The 19,589-nt window shown below is 57.6% G+C and carries 15 protein-coding genes; 7 read left to right on the forward strand and 8 right to left on the reverse strand.

Annotated elements, in window-relative coordinates:
* Positions 1 to 87: 87 nt before the first annotated feature.
* The 3 genes from CEPID_RS06730 to aspS all read right to left on the reverse strand — a co-directional run bounded on the left by CEPID_RS06730 (position 88) and on the right by aspS (position 4,767).
* A complete protein-coding gene (locus CEPID_RS06730; RefSeq protein WP_047240319.1) occupies positions 88 to 1,476 on the reverse strand; it encodes a replication-associated recombination protein A in 1,389 nt (462 codons plus the stop codon).
* A gap of 49 nt (positions 1,477 to 1,525) precedes the next feature.
* Entirely contained in the window at positions 1,526 to 2,776 is a 1,251-nt protein-coding gene (locus CEPID_RS06735) for a phosphotransferase family protein (protein ID WP_236684219.1), read from the reverse strand.
* A 203-nt stretch (positions 2,777 to 2,979) separates the two neighbouring features.
* Positions 2,980 to 4,767: an aspartate--tRNA ligase gene (aspS, locus tag CEPID_RS06740; protein ID WP_047240321.1), complete on the reverse strand. Its 1,788-nt coding sequence runs from the start codon at positions 4,765 to 4,767 to the stop codon at positions 2,980 to 2,982.
* Positions 4,768 to 4,930: 163 nt separating this feature from the next.
* Between aspS and ypfJ the strand changes: the two genes are divergently transcribed.
* Positions 4,931 to 5,809, forward strand: a complete 879-nt coding sequence (gene ypfJ, locus CEPID_RS06745) for a KPN_02809 family neutral zinc metallopeptidase (RefSeq protein ID WP_047240322.1) — start codon at positions 4,931 to 4,933, stop codon at positions 5,807 to 5,809.
* Between the two features lie 168 nt (positions 5,810 to 5,977).
* Here ypfJ and CEPID_RS06750 read toward each other — a convergent pair whose 3' ends face one another.
* Positions 5,978 to 7,999, reverse strand: a complete 2,022-nt coding sequence (locus tag CEPID_RS06750; protein WP_047240323.1) for a YhgE/Pip domain-containing protein — start codon at positions 7,997 to 7,999, stop codon at positions 5,978 to 5,980.
* Entirely contained in the window at positions 7,996 to 8,694 is a 699-nt protein-coding gene (locus CEPID_RS06755) for a hypothetical protein (protein WP_047240324.1), read from the reverse strand. Before CEPID_RS06755 ends, CEPID_RS06750 begins: the two co-directional genes overlap by 4 nt.
* Positions 8,695 to 8,844: 150 nt before the next feature.
* Here CEPID_RS06755 and CEPID_RS06760 point away from each other — a divergent pair, with 150 nt between their 5' ends.
* The 4 genes from CEPID_RS06760 (at position 8,845) to CEPID_RS06775 (ending at position 12,673) form a co-directional block, all read left to right on the forward strand.
* Complete coding sequence (locus tag CEPID_RS06760; RefSeq protein ID WP_047240325.1) at positions 8,845 to 9,408, forward strand: TetR/AcrR family transcriptional regulator; 564 nt, start codon at positions 8,845 to 8,847, stop codon at positions 9,406 to 9,408.
* Positions 9,409 to 9,477: 69 nt separating this feature from the next.
* Entirely contained in the window at positions 9,478 to 10,590 is a 1,113-nt protein-coding gene (locus tag CEPID_RS06765) for an LLM class flavin-dependent oxidoreductase (RefSeq protein ID WP_047240326.1), read from the forward strand.
* Positions 10,591 to 11,229 carry an FMN reductase gene (locus CEPID_RS06770; protein ID WP_047240327.1) on the forward strand — a complete coding sequence of 213 codons (639 nt, stop codon included), beginning with the start codon at positions 10,591 to 10,593 and terminating at the stop codon, positions 11,227 to 11,229. It abuts the gene before it with no gap.
* A 67-nt stretch (positions 11,230 to 11,296) separates the two neighbouring features.
* Positions 11,297 to 12,673 carry an L-serine ammonia-lyase gene (locus CEPID_RS06775; protein ID WP_047240328.1) on the forward strand — a complete coding sequence of 459 codons (1,377 nt, stop codon included), beginning with the start codon at positions 11,297 to 11,299 and terminating at the stop codon, positions 12,671 to 12,673.
* A 353-nt stretch (positions 12,674 to 13,026) separates the two neighbouring features.
* Here CEPID_RS06775 and hisS read toward each other — a convergent pair whose 3' ends face one another.
* Entirely contained in the window at positions 13,027 to 14,304 is a 1,278-nt protein-coding gene (gene hisS, locus CEPID_RS06780) for a histidine--tRNA ligase (protein WP_083984407.1), read from the reverse strand.
* 55 nt (positions 14,305 to 14,359) lie between these two features.
* Positions 14,360 to 15,004: an MBL fold metallo-hydrolase gene (locus CEPID_RS06785; RefSeq protein ID WP_047240330.1), complete on the reverse strand. Its 645-nt coding sequence runs from the start codon at positions 15,002 to 15,004 to the stop codon at positions 14,360 to 14,362.
* Positions 15,005 to 15,151: 147 nt separating this feature from the next.
* Between CEPID_RS06785 and CEPID_RS06790 the strand changes: the two genes are divergently transcribed.
* Together CEPID_RS06790 and CEPID_RS12475 are read left to right on the forward strand one after the other, a co-directional pair.
* Positions 15,152 to 15,997: a peptidylprolyl isomerase gene (locus CEPID_RS06790; protein WP_047240331.1), complete on the forward strand. Its 846-nt coding sequence runs from the start codon at positions 15,152 to 15,154 to the stop codon at positions 15,995 to 15,997.
* Between the two features lie 342 nt (positions 15,998 to 16,339).
* Positions 16,340 to 16,711: a hypothetical protein gene (locus tag CEPID_RS12475; protein WP_052843414.1), complete on the forward strand. Its 372-nt coding sequence runs from the start codon at positions 16,340 to 16,342 to the stop codon at positions 16,709 to 16,711.
* A 644-nt stretch (positions 16,712 to 17,355) separates the two neighbouring features.
* On the opposite strand, the gene CEPID_RS06800 is transcribed toward CEPID_RS12475, so the two are convergent.
* Positions 17,356 to 19,455: a bifunctional metallophosphatase/5'-nucleotidase gene (locus CEPID_RS06800; RefSeq protein WP_052843416.1), complete on the reverse strand. Its 2,100-nt coding sequence runs from the start codon at positions 19,453 to 19,455 to the stop codon at positions 17,356 to 17,358.
* Positions 19,456 to 19,589 lie beyond the last annotated feature (134 nt).

Genomic DNA, 19,589 nt, shown 5'->3' on the forward strand with positions numbered 1-19,589 from the left:
CCTCTTTTCCGATTTGCGAATAGTCGATTGCCTACTTTACCCGGTCTAGTCGCCGGGCTTAACACACACATGCCAAACTGCGTTGGCTTAACTGTCGCCGCGAACGATCCTACGCAGGCGCCCCAAAAAGTCATGCAGTCGCTGCTCTGCCCCATGTGTGGTGGGGTGGTAATACACCGCCGTATCTAGCCCTTCGGGGATGTAGCGCTGAGCGACGACCCCGCGAGGATCATCGTGTGGGTACTTATAGCCCACCGCGCGGCCCATCTTCTTGGCTCCTTCATAATGCCCGTCCCGCAAATGAGCTGGCACCGGATAGGCTTTCCCCTGGCGTACGTCGGCAAGCGCGGAGAAAATCGCAGTAGTAACGGCGTTGGATTTCGCCGCGGTGGCCAAGTGAATTGTTGCGTGCGCGAGCGTCAATTGAGCTTCGGGCATGCCGATGAATTGCACTGCTTGATGCGCAGCAACGGCCGTAGACAGCGCGGTGTTATCGGCCAGCCCTATGTCCTCGCTGGCCAAAATCACTAGTCTTCGCGCGATGAACCGCGGGTCCTCGCCGGCGTCGATCATGCGGGCCAAATAGTGCAACGCCGCATCGACGTCCGAGCCACGGATCGATTTGATGAATGCGCTGGTTACGTCGTAATGCTCGTCGCCGTCCCGGTCATAGCGAGTCACGGCGCGGTTGATGTTTTCAGCAACTAGTGCTGCGGTAAGCTTCCCGCCGTCCGGCACGGCCTCCGAGGCGGCATCAAGGTACGTCAATGCTCGGCGGGCATCCCCGCCGGCAAGCTGGACCAGGTTGGCGATGGCTTCGTCGGTTGCGCGGATACGATTGGCCAGCCCCCGTTCATCCACAAGCGCCCGCCGCAGCACCTCAGTCAATGCCTCAGTGTCCAAGGAATGCAGCTCGATGAGTAGAGAACGTGATAGCAGTGGGGCCACCACGGAAAAGGACGGGTTTTCCGTGGTCGCTGCCACCAAAAGCACGGTTCGATTTTCCACCGCGGCCAGCAACGCATCTTGTTGAGTCTTGGAAAACCGGTGCACCTCATCGATGAAGAGCACGGTTCTGATGCCGTGAATGAGATCGCGGCGAGCATCCGCGATCACACTGCGTACTTCCTTGACCCCAGAGTTAAGCGCCGACAGACCCACAAAATTGTGACCGGTAGCAGCACTGACCAAGGATGCAATCGTAGTCTTACCAGTGCCAGGAGGCCCATAGAGGATGACCGATGCTTCCCCGGAGCCTTCCACCAGACGTCGCAAAGGCTTGCCCGGGCCCAAAATATGGTCCTGGCCCACCACTTCTTCGAGGCTCCGTGGGCGCATGCGCACCGCCAAAGGGGCATCGTGGCTGGGGTGGAAATAGTCCTGGCTGTGAGAGCTGTGCGTGCGACCCGCTGCGGCGTCGTTATGGCTGTTCGGACCAGGGGTTTCCGCGGAAGGAAACAGCGAATCTTGGTTCACAACCAACACCTACCAATCACGACGTGTGAATCTCCAGTCAAGACTGGAGCTAGAACTCAGCAATTGCAAGCTGGTCGCTCACCGACCGTGCGAAATCGCGCACCGCGGTCATTTCTGACTGCCCTCCCCGCTGCGCAAAACGAGCCAGCGCCTCAAAGGTTTCGAAAAGGTCACGACGCGCCAAGACGCCACTCTCGGTGCCCGTGCTGAGGAAGGAGGCGGTAAACAGATTGAAGTCTTCCTCCACCTCGGCGGTGAGGGCAGCTTCCACCTCGACCTCGGGGAAGTCATCCAGACTATCTACCGCACTGACAACCGAGACCGCCTGGTTCATCGACCCGTGGTACAGGTAGGCGACGCTCGCCAAGGCCCAGCCAATAAGAGCGGCCACGATTCGGCTATGCAGCCGTTCAGTCTCGGCAACCCGAGGCCAAATCTCGCGAACTTCGCGGCTCCACGCCTCAACGAAGGCATCGGTTTCTTGATCGGAAATGGTCTGCGACGAGACGAACTGTGGGAAACCAGCGATCACGCAGGCCACGTCAAAGGTAGCGTCGCGGAAGCCCGCCCATTCGTAATCCAGGAACAGTGTGCGTTCAGCGCGCAGGATATTGTCCGGGGAAAGGTCGAATGGGGTGAAGGCACGGTGGTGGCCAGAGCTGAGGCGGCGTTTCGCTTGGCCGGCGAGTTCTTCGACGACTTCCGGAATAGCCACCCCAGATGAGCGCAACAAGTCCATCCCGATGTCGATCGACGCCAATAGCGACATATCCCGCAGGTCCTGCAGGTCAGCGGTGTCCGGATGCGCTTTCACCATTCGGCCGAGCAAAACGTTGAAGTCATCTTCGCGCCCAGCAGTGCCCGCATGCATCTTCCCGATTGCTTGACCTAGGTCACGCACGAGCTGACGACGAAACTCTGGTTCGGAATGGGCCAGCAGTTCTTCGTAGGTGTCGCTGTGCCCGGCGTCGGTGAGCACGATCAGGCGCTTGTCAATGTCGTATGCCAACAGCACTGGACTTGGCCGCACGTCCTCAGATAGGGAGTTGGTGAACTGATAGGCCACCACTTCACGCACCAATGCGACGTCGTCAATGCCCTCGCCGGTAGCAGGGATGTATTTCATGACTACAGAGCGCTGCTGCAGGAACGGGTTTGGTGCCACGCGTGCCCGAAGTACCACGGCGTTGCCGGAACCGCCCAGTTCCTCGACCTCGGATAACGCTTGAGTGCCCCCAAACCTCCGCGTGAGTAACTCGGCGGAAAGCCTGACGATTTCGTCTGCACTCGGCTTCATCATTCTCCCAACTTGTTGCGCTTTCCGGCTTATGCCTTCTTGCACGACTTATTCTGCCTGACTATCACCGAAAACCAAAGTGCTCTAGCTCACGCTCCACCCGAATAGTGTCGGGATACACCAGCACAACGACGGGGCGCCACAAGCATTGTGCTTATCGACGCCCCATCTCACCGCAGCTCTCGGCTAAGAAGAATCCTCTCGGACTACTCCGCTGCCTTCTTCGGCTTCGCGTCTACCCCAGCTTCCTTGCGCTGGGCCGCGGTAATCGGCGCCGGCGCATCGGTGAGCGGATCTACGCCGCCACCGGACTTCGGGAAGGCAATGACGTCACGGATTGAATCAAATCCACCAAGTAGGGACACGATGCGGTCCCAGCCGAATGCGATGCCACCGTGTGGAGGCGCACCGTAAGAAAATGCATCGAGCAGGAAGCCAAACTTTTCCCGAGCTTCTTCTTCGGTGATGCCCATGACCGCGAAAACGCGCTCTTGCACTTCGCGACGGTGAATACGGATCGAACCGCCACCGATTTCATTGCCATTGCAAACGATGTCGTAGGCGTATGCGGTTGCGTCCCCTGGGTTCTGGTCAAAGGAATCCAGCCACTCCGGTTTTGGAGAGGTGAAGGCGTGGTGCACGGCCGTCCACTTAGAATTGCCGAGCGCGACGTCGCCGGACGCGGTGGCATCGGCGGATGGTTCGAAAAGCGGTGCGTCGACAACCCACGTAAAGGCCCAGTCGCCTTCCTTGATAAGACCGAGCTTGTTGGCGATTTCACCACGAGCCGCACCGAGCAGAGCGCGGGAAGACTTAACGTCGCCGGCGGCAAAGAAGATCGCGTCGCCGGGCTTTGCGCCCACGTGAGCTGCGATGCCGGTGCGCTCTGTATCGGTGATGTTCTTGGCTACTGGGCCACCTAGCTCGCCGTCTTCACCAACGGTGATGTACGCCAGTCCCTTGGCACCGCGCTGCTTTGCCCATTCCTGCCACGCATCGAATTGGCGGCGTGGCTGGGATGCGCCACCTTCCATGACGACCGCACCAACGTAGTCGTTTTGGAACACCCGGAAAGTGGTGTCCTTGAAGAAGTCGGTACATTCGACGATCTTGATGTCAAAGCGCAGGTCAGGCTTGTCGGAGCCGTAGAACTTCATGGCGTCTGCATACGTCATCCGTGGGATCGGCGTGGAAATTTCATAGCCGATGAGCTTCCAGATTTCGGAAATGACCTGTTCAGCGAGCGCGATCACGTCATCTTGGTCTACGAACGACATCTCGACGTCGAGCTGAGTGAACTCTGGCTGGCGGTCGGCACGGAAGTCTTCGTCACGGTAGCAGCGAGCGATTTGATAGTAGCGCTCCATTCCCGCGACCATCAGCAGCTGCTTAAAGAGCTGCGGAGACTGCGGCAACGCATACCATGACCCTGGCTTCAGACGTGCTGGAACGAGGAAGTCGCGCGCACCTTCTGGGGTAGAGCGAGTAAGCGTTGGAGTCTCAATTTCGGTGAAGCCGTTCTCATCGAGCACGCGACGCGCAGCCTTGTTCACTTCCGAACGCAAGCGAAGTGCGTTGCCCTGGGATTCTCGCCGCAGGTCGAGGTAGCGGTAGCGCAAACGAGTTTCCTCGCCGACTTCGCCGGAGTTGGACTGATCGTTGATCTGGAACGGCAACGCAGCTGCTTCGTTCAAGATCTCCAACTCGCTAACGTTGACCTCGATATCGCCGGAAGCAAGGTTCGGGTTCTCCGAGCCAGCAGGTCGAGCCTCCACGACACCGGTGACCTTAACGCAGTACTCGCTGCGCAGGGAGTGCGCGAGCTCGGCGACGGCGCTTTCCCGGAAAACCACCTGTGCGATTCCAGAACGGTCACGCATATCAATAAAGATAACGCCACCATGGTCACGTCGACGAGCAACCCAGCCCGTCAATGTCACCGATTGGCCAATGGATTCCTTACGCAGTTCTCCCGCGAGGTGAGTTCGCAACACTTGCAGTCGTGTCCTTCCAGCAAAGGTACTTATTTTGTCTTTGGATATCCTACTCTGACTGGCTTGCGCATTGTCACTCGGCCTCAATAAATATCTGGTCTCAGCTGCGCAACAATTTCCTGCAATAGTGATGCACCCAACGCTGTTTGGCTATATTTAAGCCATGACTTTTCGTAATGACGCAGATATCAGCGGACACAGCGCCAGCACTGGTGGCGGTGGCCGGGGTGGCATGATTGCTGGTGGCGGTATTGGGTCGCTGGTACTCGTCGGCATCTTCTTGCTCCTAGGCGGCAACCCTGCCGACATCGGCAGTATCCTGGGGTCGCCACAACAACAGGAACAACAACCTGCCCAGCAGCTAGAAGGCTGCAACACAGGAGCAGACGCCAATAACCGTGCGGAATGTCGCGTCGCGGCCACCCAGCTCTCAGTTGATCGCATTTGGAGCAAGGTACTTCCTGAGCAAGCTGGGATTGAATACCGCGCCCCAGAACACGTCGTTGTCTTCAAGGACACCACGCTGTCCGGCTGTGGCATGGCCTCGGCGAAAACGGGCCCCTTCTACTGCCCTGGTGACCAAAAGGCCTACTTCGACGTCTCCTTCTTTGACATGCTTGAGAAATTCGGCGGCAAAAACGCTCCACTGGCGCAGGAATACATCGTGGCCCATGAGTACGGGCACCACATCCAAAACCTGGAAGGCACGCTCGGTCTCTCCAATTACAACGACCCTGGCCAGGACTCCAACGCGGTTAAGATCGAGCTGCAGGCCGACTGCTACGCGGGCATCTGGGCTCACCACGCCGACGACGGAGCAGATGCTCTGATCGAACCAATCACCGACCAGCAAGTTCAGGACGCCATGAACACCGCCCGCGCGGTTGGCGACGACAACATTCAAAAGCGCTCGGGTGGCGAGGTACGCCCCGACCTGTGGACGCATGGTTCCTCAGAACAACGCATGAATGCCTTCCTGACTGGTTACCGCGAAGGCACGATGAAGTCGTGCGACACCCTCGGCAAGAAGCAATACCGCTAGAACTAGCTAAGAACTAAATCAACGCCCCGGTGGGACTGCAATTTCGAAAAAGCGCAGGCCCACCGGGGCGTTGATTGTGGCGGTGCAAAGCAATCGGCTGGTTCTGAGGGTTGGAAAAGGGGTCTGGCTCATCAGCCACACCCCTTAACGTCTGTTTAAGCTACAGGACTAGATCTTTAGCTCTGGGTGAAGCTTTCGCTGCGGGATCAAGCGGTCCCGGTACGCGCACAGGGAAGAAATTGTGAGCCCGGCTACAAACACTGCTACCAGCACAGTTATCGATTGTCCCAAGCGATGGTCAAGCGCGGAATTCGAGCCGATAATCATCTGTCGAATCAAGTTCACCGAATATGTAATCGGATCAAAAGTATGGAACCACTGCAGGAACTTAGGCTGAGTCTCGGGCGGGTACAGGCCACCGGAAGACACAAGCTGCAAGGCCATCAGCACCAAACACACCACGCGTCCGGCCGAAGGGCCGAGCAAGGCATTGATCGACTGGGTTAGCGAGACGAAAGAGATCGAGATGCCGCAAAGCGCGATCCATAAGCCCAGCGAATGAGCGGCGTTGACCCCTAGTAGGAACGTGAGGACTGCCCACACTGCTGTGGCCTGCAAGCAACCAATCGTAATCGCCGGGAACCAGGACGCGAGCGCTGCGCGGACTGGGAACATACCGGAGTCAACCGCACGTCGTTGGAACGGTCGCAACACCAGGAACATGATGGTGCCCCCCATGAACATCGCCAAGGACGCGAAGAATGGCGTGAGGCCGACACCGAACTTGGTCAGTTCCTGACCGGTGTTCGACGTGATAACCGATTTGCCGATGACCTGTGACGTTTCCGCCCGTCGAGTGTCGCTGAGTTCAGGGACCTTCTGGGCGCCGTCGGAAAGCTTGAGGCTGAGCTCGCCACTGCCTTCGTCGAGCTGCACCAAGCCATCACGCAAGGCATTAGCGCCGACAGTGAGCTGCGATGCGCCACCCGCGAGTTTCGTGGTGCCGTCGTTAAGCGTTTGCGTACCGACGACGAGTTTCCCGGAGCCGTCGGAAAGCTGAGTGAGACCTTGGGCCAGTTGCGCAGAGGCGTCCGTGGCTTGCGCTAGACCGGCGCGGTATTCCGCGGTGGGGTCGGAAAGTTGGAATGCCAACGTGGCTGCACCGTTCTTGAGCTGGGTCAACTTCGCTTGAATATCAGAGTCCGGACCGACGCCTTGGGAATTGGCTTGGGCGATAAGTCCATCAACTTGCGCTGCGAGATCCAGAGCCGCTGGGACGTCCAGTGTTTTGAGCTGGGTGGATATGTTGACTAGTGGCGCGGTGAGCTGTGCCTGTGCTGTGCCCGCGTTTTGTGCGAGCGAGACGATCTGATCCACACCGGCAGAAATTTGGCTCGCGCCGTTGCCCAGTTGGTCGGTTGCTCCGCCCAGCTTGGTCATGCCCGTGTTCAATTGAGTTGCCCCGGCGGATGCCTTCTTGATGCCTTGGTCTAGCTCGGCGGCACCAGTCGCCAGCTTGGCTGCTCCTTGATCGAGCTCGTTGGCACCTTTGGCGAGTTCTCCGCTGCCCGTCGCCAGCTTGTCGGCACCTTCGCGTGCAGTGCCTACCCCATCGTGCAGCTTTCCGGATCCTTCCGCGGCTTGCTGCATCCCGGCACCGATGGTGTTGAATCCCACCAGCAGCTTATCGGTAACTTGTGAACCGAGCTCGGCATCCACCGTGGACACCACTTGGTTAGTCACCTGGTTACCCAGGGCGGTTGCGATCAACCCATTTGTGTTGTTGTAGATGGTATTGAGCTTCGCCGGATGCGGATTGTCAGACTGTACCGAGGCCACAGAGCGAGAGAAGTCCGTTGGCAGTTCTAACGCGAAGTAGAAGGTTCCGTCCGCGACGCCACGACTTGCTTCTTCAGCGGTTGCCGAAATGAAGTTCACCCGATCATTCTTCAACAGCTCGGACTGGATTTCCGCACCGGCGTTGATGTGCTGACCTAGAATGTCGGCACCTTCGTCCGAGTTAACAATGGCAACTGGCATATCTTTCATGCCACCGATCGGGTCCCAATAGGCCCAAGGGAACAGCCCGCCGAAGATCAGCGGTAGTAACACAAGGACGGCGAATGCGGCTTTCGGGAGTTTTCCGTGGGCAAAGCGGCGAATCTCCGTGCCGAAATGGAAGAGGTTCATGCTTGCTCCTTGAGATCCGAGATGGCGATTGTCTCGTCAAAAACATGGTCGACATCGGGGTTTGACGAAGCCACTACGATGGGCAGTTCTTCAGCCACGTCGCGCAAGTGTCCGACAATTTCTTTGCGGATATCCAGACTGTGGACTTGATCGATGTCGTCAATGAACAGCATTTGCGGCTCAACTCGAGTCATGAGCGCCAGAATGATTCGCAGATTGAATCGTTGCGAGGGTGTCAGTTCGCCAGCTTGCGCAGAGGGCTCGCCGGTAAAGTTCAACAGCTCGCGCAGCTCGTGCCAGCGTGCAATCTTGTCGATATCATGCGGCGTACGCGCATACCAGGGATTTGACCAAGCGGCGGATTCCCGCACCAAGCTCCGGACAGTGACATTGCGATCTAGGGTGTCAATTTCGTTGACGCCAGCCAGCGCAATATGTTTTGACCGAGCCCGCGGATTGAGAATTTCCTCGCCCTGATTCGACGTCAGAATAATATCTCCTTGCGCTGGTCGCATTCGACCGGCGAGCGTCAGCATTGTGGTGGTGGCCGAGGATTCACGCCCGGTACAGATCAAAGTGTACGGTCGGGTGATCTCAAAATCCCTGAGGGTCATACCCGTTTTCAACTGCAGGTTTCGCACTGCGAGGCTGGCCCGGGGTGACTCAGGGCTTACAGCTTCTTCGTTAGTGGACACTGGTTCCTTCGATTTCCAAGATTTAAGTGGAGGGTATACTATCACTTGTAACGAAACAATAGTGCGCGCATATTCCCCAATTTGCAAATTGCACCGCGTACACTTGCCAAAAGCCCTGCACATCCCAACTAAAATCGCTAGGAGTTCCGCATGCGCGCCGATGCTCTAGCCCGTCGCCAACGCATCATCTCTGCAGCCCGCGAACTATTAACCACCATGCCGGACATGGCCAGCTTGGAGGCCGTGGCTAAGCGAGCCGGCGTGGGCATAGCCACTTTGTACCGCAACTTCCCCGATCGCACCTCGCTCCTCTCCACCATTGTCGAGGAGCTTTTCGGGCAAATTTCGGCTCTACAGACTGAAACCCTAGCCAACATGCCCACCGAGCCAGCCGCCGCCTGGGAGCATTACGCGCGCGGGCTTATCGACCTGGGCCTAGCCCCTCTCGCCTCGTCTTATACCGCGGAAATGGTAGCCAATTTCCACCCAGACATGGTCCGGCTTCGCGACGCAGTATTGTCCGCGAACGACGAGATCATTACCCTTGCGCAAAAGTCGGGCCAAGTTTCCGAACATGTCACTGGCGCGTTCTTTATTCGCGGACTTCTCTCAGTTGCCCGCCCGCACCACAAGTCGGTATTCCATCTCGACGATGAGTTCACAAACACGCTGGTCGGCGTCTTTTTGTGCGGGCTTAAGAACTTTAAGAGCTAATCCCCTTGCATAAACTTCCACTAAGCGCTATCATTGTTGACATATCAACAACTAGCGAAAGGTTTAGCAATGCAATTCGGAGTTTTCACCATCGGTGACGTCACCACCGATCCAACCACCGGAAAGACCCCCACCGAAGCCGAGCGCATCCAAGCGATGACCGCTATTGCGTTGAAGGCCGAGGAAGTTGGGCTGGATGTTTTTGCCACCGGCGAGCACCACAACCCACCATTCGTTCCTTCCTCCCCGACCACACACTTGGGCTACATCGCGGCTAAGACCGAAAACCTCATCCTTTCGACGTCTACCACGCTGATCACCACGAACGATCCAGTAAAGATTGCCGAGGACTTCGCTTTCTTGCAGCACCTCTCCGGCGGTCGTGTTGACTTGATGATGGGTCGCGGCAACACCGGCCCGGTTTACCCATGGTTCGGCAAAGATATCCGCGATGGCATTCCACTGGCCGTGGAAAACTACCACTTGCTGCGTCGCTTGTGGCGCGAGGAAGTGGTCAACTGGAGTGGCAAGTACCGCACGCCACTGCAGGGCTACACGTCTACCCCTGCTCCACTCGATGGAGTCGCACCGTTCGTGTGGCATGGCTCGATCCGCTCGGTGGAAATCGCAGAACAAGCTGGTTTCTACGGCGACGGCTTCTTCCACAACAACATCTTCTGGAATAAAGAGCACACGGCCAAGATGGTCAACATCTACCGAAACCGCTTTGCCAAGTACGGCCATGGGCAGCCAGATCAGGCCATCGTTGGCCTGGGTGGCCAGGTGTTCATTGGCGACTCTGAGGCGGAAGCCAAGAAGTTCTTCCGTCCATACTTCGACAATGCACCGGTTTATGGCCATGGACCAAGCTTGGAGGAATTCACCGAGCTCACCCCACTGACCGTGGGCACCCGCGAACAGGTCATCGAACGCACCATGCAGTTCGCTGACTGGGTTGGCGATTACCAGCGCCAACTCTTCCTCATCGATCACGCTGGTCTGCCACTCGAAGTAGTCTTGAACCAGATCGAGATCCTGGGCAAGGACGTGGTCCCAGAACTGCGTCGCCGGATGGAAGCACGCCGCCCAGAGCACGTGCCATCTGATCCACCGACCCACTCCTTCCTCAAGTCACACCCAGAGCACCCTCACTTTCAAGTAATGCCAGGCAAGGAGAGCTAAATGCGTCAGGTTGTAATTGTTTCTGCCGGATTATCGAACCCATCGACGACTAAGTCGCTGGCAGATCAGCTTGGCAACACCATTCGGGCGGCGGTATCTGCCCGCGGTGAAGCAGTGGAGATCACGCATGTCGAACTGCGACTGCTCGCAACTGATCTAGCCACCGCACTCGTCACCGGAGGCACCTTGTCGCCGAACCTCAGCGCTGCGTTGGATGCTGTGGTGGAGGCCGATGGCCTGGTTGCCGTAACCCCGGTGTTCTCCGCCAGCTACTCCGGCCTGTTCAAGATGTTCTTCGACGTGTTGGATCGAGAGGCGCTCGTCGGCAAGCCGACGCTGCTGGCAGCCACTGCCGGCACGGCACGCCATTCCCTGGTGTTGGATTTTGCGATGCGCCCACTGTTTTCCTACCTAAAGGCCAACGTCATGCCGACGGCTGTCTTCGCTGCTACGGAGGATTTCGGTGGCGAGCATAGCCGTGAACTCCAGGGTCGAATTCAGCGTGCCGCTGCTGAATTCGCTCCGGCTGTGCTTGCTGAACGCACGTCTGTAGGCGGCTTGGGTGGAGTACTCGCGGATCGCAAAGCGACAGCTTCCTCGGGCGGTTTCGAAGCATTGCTCTCCCAACATATGGGGTAGGTCCTGCATAGCGCGTCGCCTAGCGACGCAAGCCACCGGCAATCGCGCTTTTCGTTAGAATTTGGCTATGACGATTAGCGCGATTGACCTGTTTAGTATTGGCATTGGCCCCTCCTCCTCGCACACCGTCGGCCCTATGCGGGCTGCACGACGCTACATCTTGGAACATCCGACCAAGAAGCTGCACGTAGAACTGCGTGGTTCGCTCGCAGCAACCGGTAAAGGCCACGGCACCGACCGCGCCGTGGTCCTAGGGTTGCTCGGCTACGAGCCCCACAACGTTGATCCGCAGGCCGAGCCTGCGCCTGGCGCAGACATTCCTACCCATTCCACCCTGGAAAACGGTATCGAGCTAGAGATCATCTTCGATTCGAAAGCCCTGCCTCAGCACCCCAACGGCATGATTTTCCGCGACACGACACCCGGCGAACCCGCCAATGAGGTGCAGTTCTTCTCGGTAGGTGGCGGCTTTATTCTGTCCGCCGAGGAACTCGCGGAGCAAGAAAAGGATGGTGGACTGGGCTCGGGCGCAGCCACCACCAAGCGTGGCGACGACGTCCCCTACTACTTCACCACCGGTGCCCGACTCATCTCACTGTGCCACAAGTACGACAAGTCAGTCTCGGAAATCATGCTCGCCAACGAGATTGCGCTGCACGACGAAGCCAAGATCAACGAGCATCTAGATAACGTGTGGCACACGATGAAGGAATGTGCGGAAAACGGCATTAAGACCACCGGGATTCTGCCAGGTGGCCTGAATGTCGCGCGACGCGCCCCGCACATTTACCAGCATCTCATGGATCACAAGTCGCTCCAGGAAGGCGATGCCCTTCGCGCCATGGAGTGGGTCAACCTCTATGCACTGGCAGTCAACGAGGAAAACGCAGCTGGTGGACGAGTTGTCACCGCTCCCACCAATGGTGCGGCCGGAATCATTCCGGCTGTGCTGCATTATTGCCGTGATTTCGTCGAAGGCTTCGACGATGCCCAGGCGCGTAAATTCCTGCTGGCAGCAGCTGCTGTTGGTGTCATCATCAAGGAAAACGCCTCTATTTCCGGCGCTGAGGTCGGTTGCCAGGGCGAGGTTGGCTCCGCCGCCTCGATGGCAGCTGCCGGCCTATGTGAGGTTTTGGGTGGCACTCCGGAGCAGGTTGCCAATGCTGCGGAGATCGCGCTGGAACACAACCTGGGCCTCACGTGCGACCCGGTAGCGGGCCTGGTGCAGATCCCATGTATCGAGCGCAACGCCATCGCCGCAGTGCAAGCGATCAACTCGGCCCGCTTGGCTCGACTAGGCACAGGTATTCACCACGTCTCGTTGGATGACTGTGTGCGCACCATGGCGGCCACCGGCCGGGACATGCTGGACAAGTACAAAGAGACCTCTACTGGTGGCCTCGCTGTAAACATCGGACTACCGATGAACCACACGTTCTGCTAGCAGCTCAACCAATAATTGAGGCCGGGTGCCATGGGTTAAGTAGAGAAAAGTGTGTCTCTGATGCGTGGTTTCCGCAGCGTAGCGGCCCTAAAATCGGTTGTTATTGTTTATTGGGGGCCGTAGCCCGCTCGATGTCGTCACTTCGGTGTAGTCGGACTACCGCTGTGGGCTTTTATTCATTAAAAAACGCTGCTCTACGTAGTCGGACTACGCCGAAGCGACGACATAGCACTTGTGCAGCACACCCGCACGACCGGCGACACCCCGACCGGACACACTTTTCTTTACTTAACCCGGTGCCATCCTAAAGATTCAGGATGGCACCCGGCCTTCGTTCACTTCAGGTAGAGCTACTAATCTAGTGCCCGCCGCAGCTCAGCGACGACCTCATCAAGTGCTACGTCTCGCTGCTCATGCGCGGAGAGATCCTTGCAAGCGATCGAATTAGCTTCCAATTCCCGGTCGCCGAGAACCAATGCGAAACGCGCCCCAGCGCGGTCAGCGCCCTTCATTGCGCCCTTCAGACCTCGTTCGCCGTAGGCCATGTCGGCGGAGATCCCAGCTTGGCGAAGTTCGTTGATGATCGTCACCATGCGTCGTTTCGCCGCAGCTCCCATCGCCACGCCGTACACTGAGACGCGCGCGCCACTGGCAGCCTGCTTCTGTTCGGCTTGCAGAGCCAACAAGGCGCGGTCAACGCCGAGCCCGAACCCGACTCCAGAGAGCTCTTGGCCACCGAGTTGCGCCATGAGGCCGTCGTAGCGGCCGCCGCCACCGATGCCGGACTGGGCACCGAGCCCGTCGTGAACAAACTCAAAGGTGGTCTTGTTGTAGTAGTCCAGGCCACGCACCATGCGAGGGTTGATCTCGTAGGCAACGCCCATGTCGTCGAGGTGCGCGAGCACGGTGTCAAAGTGGGCGCGAGCGGCGTCGGAGAGATGATCGAGCATCAGGGGAGCATCAACGAGGAGCTCTTTCATTTCTGGGCGCTTGTCATCGAGAACGCGCAGCGGGTTGATATCTGCGCGACGGCGCGTTTCCTCGTCCAACGGCAGCTTGAAGAGGAACTCCTGCAGCTTTTCACGGTAGGCGGGGCGGCAGGTGTCGTCGCCAAGGCTGGTGAGCTCCAGCCGGTAGCCGGTGAGTCCAATGCTGCTAAAGCACCGGTCAGCTAGGGCGATCACCTCGGCGTCCAAGGCTGGATCATCGATGCCGATGGCTTCGACACCAACTTGCTGGAGCTGGCGATAGCGCCCTGCCTGAGGTCGTTCGTAACGGAAGAACGGACCAGCGTAGGTGAGCTTTACCGGCAGCTGACCACGATCCAGCCCGTGTTCGATCACCGCACGCATAACGCCAGCGGTGCCCTCTGGACGCAAGGTGACGCTGCGGTCTCCACGATCGGCGAAGGTGTACATCTCTTTGCTCACCACGTCGGTAGACTCCCCGACTCCTCGGGCAAACAAGCCGGTTTCCTCGAAGATCGGCAGCTCGATATGCTCGTAGCCCGCCAGGTGGGCCTGATGCGCAAAGCCATCGCGCACAGCTAGGAACTCTGGAGACACTGGTGGCACATAGTCAGGTACGCCTTTGGGCGCCTGGAACGGCTGAAACTTTCGAGAGGTAGTCACAGTTAAGAAAATATACCCGGTCGTTCCCGCTGGCTTGTCGACGACCCGCTGTCCCCTACCGCAATGACTGCAGGAACGGGTTAGTCATCCGCTCCGCCCGGATGGTGGTGTCGGGGCCGTGACCTGGTAGCACAGCCAGCTCGTCCGGAAGAGTGAGAACTTGGCTGCGCAGCGATTCCAGCATGTCGTCGTGATTTGAGTCGGCCAGATCCGTTCGGCCGATCGATCCCTTAAACAATACGTCACCCGAGAAGCACAGCTGCAGCGTAGGCGCTACCAGCAGCACACAACCTGGAGAATGCCCGGGGGCGTGCCGGATTTCGAACTCTACCCCCAGCAGGGTCACTGTTTCGCCATGGTTCAAGTGTTGTGGGTTCGGGATGGCGGTCATGTTCTTGGCGTCGAAAAGCTCTTGGGTCTGCAGGCTTACTCCCTTGCCGTCGCTGAGCATGAATTCGTCGGCTGGGTGGATGTAGACGTTGACGCCAAACCGCTGGGCGAGTTCGCCGGCGTCGCGCGTGTGGTCGATGTGTCCGTGGGTGAGCACGATGGACTCCAGACGCAATTGTTTGTCCTCAAACATCGTCAGCAGCGGATGCACGGTGTTCATGCCCGGGTCGATGACCACGCAGGCGCCGTTGTCGGCGAGCACATAACAGTTAGTTTGGTACGGTCCGGAGGCAAAACCCATCAATTCCATGGTGCCCAGTCTAAGCAGTTTTGCTACCTTGCGGAAGTCCGGCGAGTACCGAGCAAGTAATCTTTAGCGCTGGATATCAATTACTATGTATCAAGCGCAACGTGCGCGGATGCCAACGAAATGTACGTCAACGAATGAAGGACCGTGATGTCTTCAAACAAGGAACGTCGCCAAGAGGCGATGCGGGCGCTCGACCGTGAGCTGAAGAGCCGGGACCGGGCAGAGAAAGCCAAGCCTCTCGGCGTGGTAGCGATGGCAGCGGTAGTCATCCTCGCCCTGGTGGGCGGAATCTGGTTTGCGGCCACCCGCACCAACGAACCAGATGCGCCTCAGGCACAATCAACCGAGGCCAGCTCTACGAAGGCTCCAGAAGTCAAACCCCTGGCTATGAAGCGCACAACTGCCCTGCCAGAGACCGTTTCTTGTGAATACCAAGACGCAGGTACCGCAGCAAAAGCAGTCACGAAACCAACGAAGACCGAAGGCGTTTCGACGACCGGCGAAGTGAAAGTCTCCCTTGACACCACTGCTGGCCCAATCGACCTCACGCTCGATCGTTCGGCCTCCCCTTGCACCGTCAATGCCATCGAGCACCTGGCGTACAACGGCTACTACGACAACACGGTCTGCCACCGCATAACGACGCAGGGAATCTACGTTCTGCAATGTGGCGATCCATCCGGCACAGGTTCTGGTGGCCCCGGGTTCCAATTCAAGAACGAGTACCCCACCGATGAAATGGGAGGCACCTCCCAGGTCGTCTACCCACGTGGCTCTATCGCCATGGCAAACGCCGGTGCAGACACAAACGGGTCTCAGTTCTTCCTGAACTACCAGGACTCCCCACTGGCGGCTAACTACACCTACTTCGGCAAGATCTCGGATGCTGGATTAGCCACCTTGGACAAGGTCGCCGCAGCCGGCACCAAGAACGGTGGCGGCGATGGTGCGCCTGCCACCGAAGTTAAGATCAATTCGGCCAAATTAGGCTAAGAAATAGCAGGACTGCACAAAAATGAGGGACGAATCTTCTTCGTCCCTCTTTTCTTTGGTTAACTCTTGTAACAACAGTAACAAGCTGAAAATTACAAAACGATAAATTTACTCGACCAAAGGCTTCGACCCCACAGGCGACGTATGCGTGCCAGACGCCAATGAAACTGCAGGCAACTCCTACTTTTCGGACATACATTGCGCCACAAAACTAAGGGGCAATCGTCGCACCAAACATGAACAACACCTGAACACCCCAACCCAAAACTGTTGCACAACACCCTACTGGGCATTACGCTGTTGGAAGGTTTACCGCTTCTTCTACACAAAGGATTTCTTAATATGAAGCTCATCTCCCGCAAGGCCCTGACCGCGACGATCGCAGCAGCTGCTATCTCCACCGCAACGCTGACCGCACCTGCAATGGCTCAGACCACCACCTCGGTCGCTTCCACGCCTGCAACCACCACCTCTCAGCCTGCTCCTGCTCCTGCAGATACCACGACCACTACTCCTACCAAGGAAAACGGCTCCTCCGCTTCCGGTTCTTCTGACTCTGACATCTTCAAGGACAAGGACGGCAAAGAGCTCGACGCAGCAGGCAAGATCAAGGTCATCGTCGGCATCCTGACCGGTATTGCTTCCGTGTTCACCGCTCTGGTTTCGATCTCCAACAACTTTGATCGCTTTGCAAAGGCTTTCATGCCTCGCTAAACTGCCTCGCGCAGTCGCACACAACTAAGTGCAAGAAGAAGCCTTAGTTTCCACCCGCCCCAAAGCTCACGAGCTGGAGGCGGGTTTTGTGTATCTAATGTCCCAAGAGCGAAAGCTCGGGTTAAGTAAAAAAGAGTGTGTCCGGTCGGCGTGTCGCCGGCCGTGCGGGTGTGCTGCACAAGTGCTATGTCGTCCCTTCGGCGTAGTCCGACTACGTAGAACAGCGATTTTTAATGAATAAAAACCCACAGCGGTAGTCCGACTACACCGAAGGGACGACATCGAGCGGGCTACGGCTCCCAGACAACCGTAAATACTAGCTTCAGACCCACAACACTGCGGAAAACACGCAGCAGAGACACACTTTTCTATACTTGACCCGAAAATTCGTAGGCGCGGAAAATCACCCTTAGGCATGACAGCCACGCCGCTCTGAGAGCACGGGGCACCAGCGATAATCGGCTGGCTCACCACTGTCCTCAACACGCGAGTGGAGCTCCCGTAGATAGGTCAACAAAAAACACCCCACCCTGGGAGCGCTTGCAGGAGGTGTCCTACAGCTTCTCCCCTGGTGGGGTGCAATTCATGCGCACAGCTGCGCAGTTAGGTTTGGTTTTCTCCAAGCCCAACCATTCAAAAGGTGGTTAATACACCCAGTCCAGCATTAGAAGCGAATTAACGGCTTCAAGGCATCGCGAACTGGCGCAGGCAGCGTGGTTCATGAAGTTAGCGATCAACGCCGGGTTGAGGTGATGGAACATACCAACGATTACTGCGGTGAGGCCGAACAGAGCCAGAATGCCACCGCCCAAAGAAGATCCCGCAGAGGAGGTCGAAGAACCGGTGCTGCCCGTAGTGCTGCCTGAGGTCGAGCCAGCAGGCTTCTTCACTGCCGCTTCGATTTCGATAGGAAGCTCAACCTTGGTGCCAGCATCGGTGGTGATGACCAGCGTAGCTGGGCTTTCGATGTCCTGAGGAACCGTCAGCTCGACAGTGGCCTTGCCAGCTCCAGGCAAACCTGCCTCGTAAGCCGGGTCGATGTTTGCGGTTTCTTCCACATCGCCCAGCTTGACCGTCACAGTCTTTGCTGGATCACCCACGGTGTAAATCAGGGAAGAAAGGTCGATCTTCAAAGGCTTGCCAGCAGTTGGGGTGCTTTCAAGGTGCACACCGACGCCGTTCTGGCTAGCACGTGGCGCAAGGTCCTTGTTGGCTTCGAGGTAATCGATGAGTACCTGGACATCCATCTGTCCGGTGTTTGGCAAGACGGTTTTTTCGTTGCCGAGTGCGCTGAAGCCATCGCCGCCCTGGAGCAGGAAGGTCGAACCCGCAACGATGTAGTTCTTGGTGAGGTCGATTGGCTTGCCGTCGATAAGCACGCTGGTGACGCGCTTGCCCTGTGGGGCGTCCGGATCGTAGGTGTAGGTTAAGTTATCGGACCAGCCTAGTGCCAACATTGGGCGTTCAGCATTATCTGGCCTCCACTGCTGCTCCAAGACCTGGACAATGTCGGCACCGGTGAGGGTGGTGTAGGAAATCTCGTTGCCGAAAGGCTGGGCGGCAAAGGCCTCTGCGTAAGTGACTGCACCCTTAAGCAGGTCAGCACGAACACCACCTGGGTTCATTACACCCAGGTCAGGTTTGACGCTCGTGGTGTTGGCGATACCCTGCTTCGCGGCTTCGGCGATCATGTTGGAAATCGTCGATTCGACACCGCGGTTGCTGCCAGCTTCCTTGACGGTACCGTTATTCGATCCGCGGTAGAAGTCGCTGGTCAGTTGCGCTACTTCCTTGTTGCCTTCTTCGGCTGCCTTGCTCTCGGCATCTGCTACGAGAGCTGCGACCTGAGCATCCGGTGTCGCAGCACAGGCTGCTGCGATTTCGTCGGTGCTGTAGACCTTGGAAGCGATGTTGGTGATCTTCTTGGAAGTCGGATCAAAAGTGATATCCAGGTCGGCTAGGCCCTTGCCGTAGTGACCGGCCTGTACCAGCGCGAACTTGGAGCCGTCCTTACGAGTGATCACCTGGTTGTCAATCAAGTGAGAGTCGCCAGCCATGGCGATGTCCACGAATTCATTGAACATCTCTGGGGTACGGAAGCCCTCGTGGATCAGTGCAACTACCACGTCAGCCTCGCCGGATTCCTTGAGCTTTTTCGCAGCTTCGTTGGTGGCAGCGTTTGGCTCACCAAAGTCGATGCCCACGATCCCGGCAGGAGAAACCTTGTCCTTCGTGGTTTCGGTTACGGTACCGACGAAAGCGACCTTTACGTCATTGACTTCCTGGATGGAGTAAGCAGGGAGATCTGGGCTCTCGCCATAGACGTTTGCGCCAAGGTATGGGAACTCTGCGATGTCGGTTACACGACCAGCGAGATCTGCGTAGCCAGCATCGAACTCATGGTTGCCTACCGCGGAAGCAACCAAGCCCATAGCGTTGAGGGCTCGCAATGTTGGCTCGTCCTTGAGCAGTGCCGAGTTGAACGCGGATCCACCGATGTTGTCACCCGAAGAAACGAAAAGCTGAGGCTTGCCATCGGCAGCCTTTGGCAGCATACAAGCCAGCATCGCGGCACCAGGCTCTAGTACTTTTCCGTCTTTAGCAGCTTGCTTAGAGATGTGACCGTGGAAATCAGTGATACCAGCGATGTTGAACTCCACCGGTGCGGACTGTGCGTGTGCGGCGGGAGTCATCGCCACGCCAACAGCGAGAGCTGCGGCGGCAGCAGTTGAAGTGCGGGTCAACCGCTGGAAAATGCGTCAAGACACAAGGGCTCCTTGCTCAGGAAAGCTAATAGTTACCAAATTGTTGTATCTCAATCGGTCGCTGTGCGCCCTGCAACTTTTTCCTCTTTGACACTTCGCTTGGGGATTTTCCC

The sequence above is a fragment of the Corynebacterium epidermidicanis genome, assembly GCF_001021025.1.
GTDB lineage: Bacteria > Actinomycetota > Actinomycetes > Mycobacteriales > Mycobacteriaceae > Corynebacterium > Corynebacterium epidermidicanis.

Bases quoted from the DNA above. Each gene is read 5' to 3' on its own strand.
- CEPID_RS06735 (WP_236684219.1), bottom strand. From the start codon at position 2,776: ATGATGAAGCCGAGTGCAGACGAAATCGTCAGGCTTTCCGCCGAGTTA.
- ypfJ (WP_047240322.1), top strand. From the start codon at position 4,931: ATGACTTTTCGTAATGACGCAGATATCAGCGGACACAGCGCCAGCACT.
- CEPID_RS06750 (WP_047240323.1), bottom strand. From the start codon at position 7,999: ATGAACCTCTTCCATTTCGGCACGGAGATTCGCCGCTTTGCCCACGGA.
- CEPID_RS06760 (WP_047240325.1), top strand. From the start codon at position 8,845: ATGCGCGCCGATGCTCTAGCCCGTCGCCAACGCATCATCTCTGCAGCC.
- CEPID_RS06765 (WP_047240326.1), top strand. From the start codon at position 9,478: ATGCAATTCGGAGTTTTCACCATCGGTGACGTCACCACCGATCCAACC.
- CEPID_RS06770 (WP_047240327.1), top strand. From the start codon at position 10,591: ATGCGTCAGGTTGTAATTGTTTCTGCCGGATTATCGAACCCATCGACG.
- CEPID_RS06775 (WP_047240328.1), top strand. From the start codon at position 11,297: ATGACGATTAGCGCGATTGACCTGTTTAGTATTGGCATTGGCCCCTCC.
- CEPID_RS06785 (WP_047240330.1), bottom strand. From the start codon at position 15,004: ATGGAATTGATGGGTTTTGCCTCCGGACCGTACCAAACTAACTGTTAT.
- CEPID_RS06790 (WP_047240331.1), top strand. From the start codon at position 15,152: ATGTCTTCAAACAAGGAACGTCGCCAAGAGGCGATGCGGGCGCTCGAC.
- CEPID_RS12475 (WP_052843414.1), top strand. From the start codon at position 16,340: ATGAAGCTCATCTCCCGCAAGGCCCTGACCGCGACGATCGCAGCAGCT.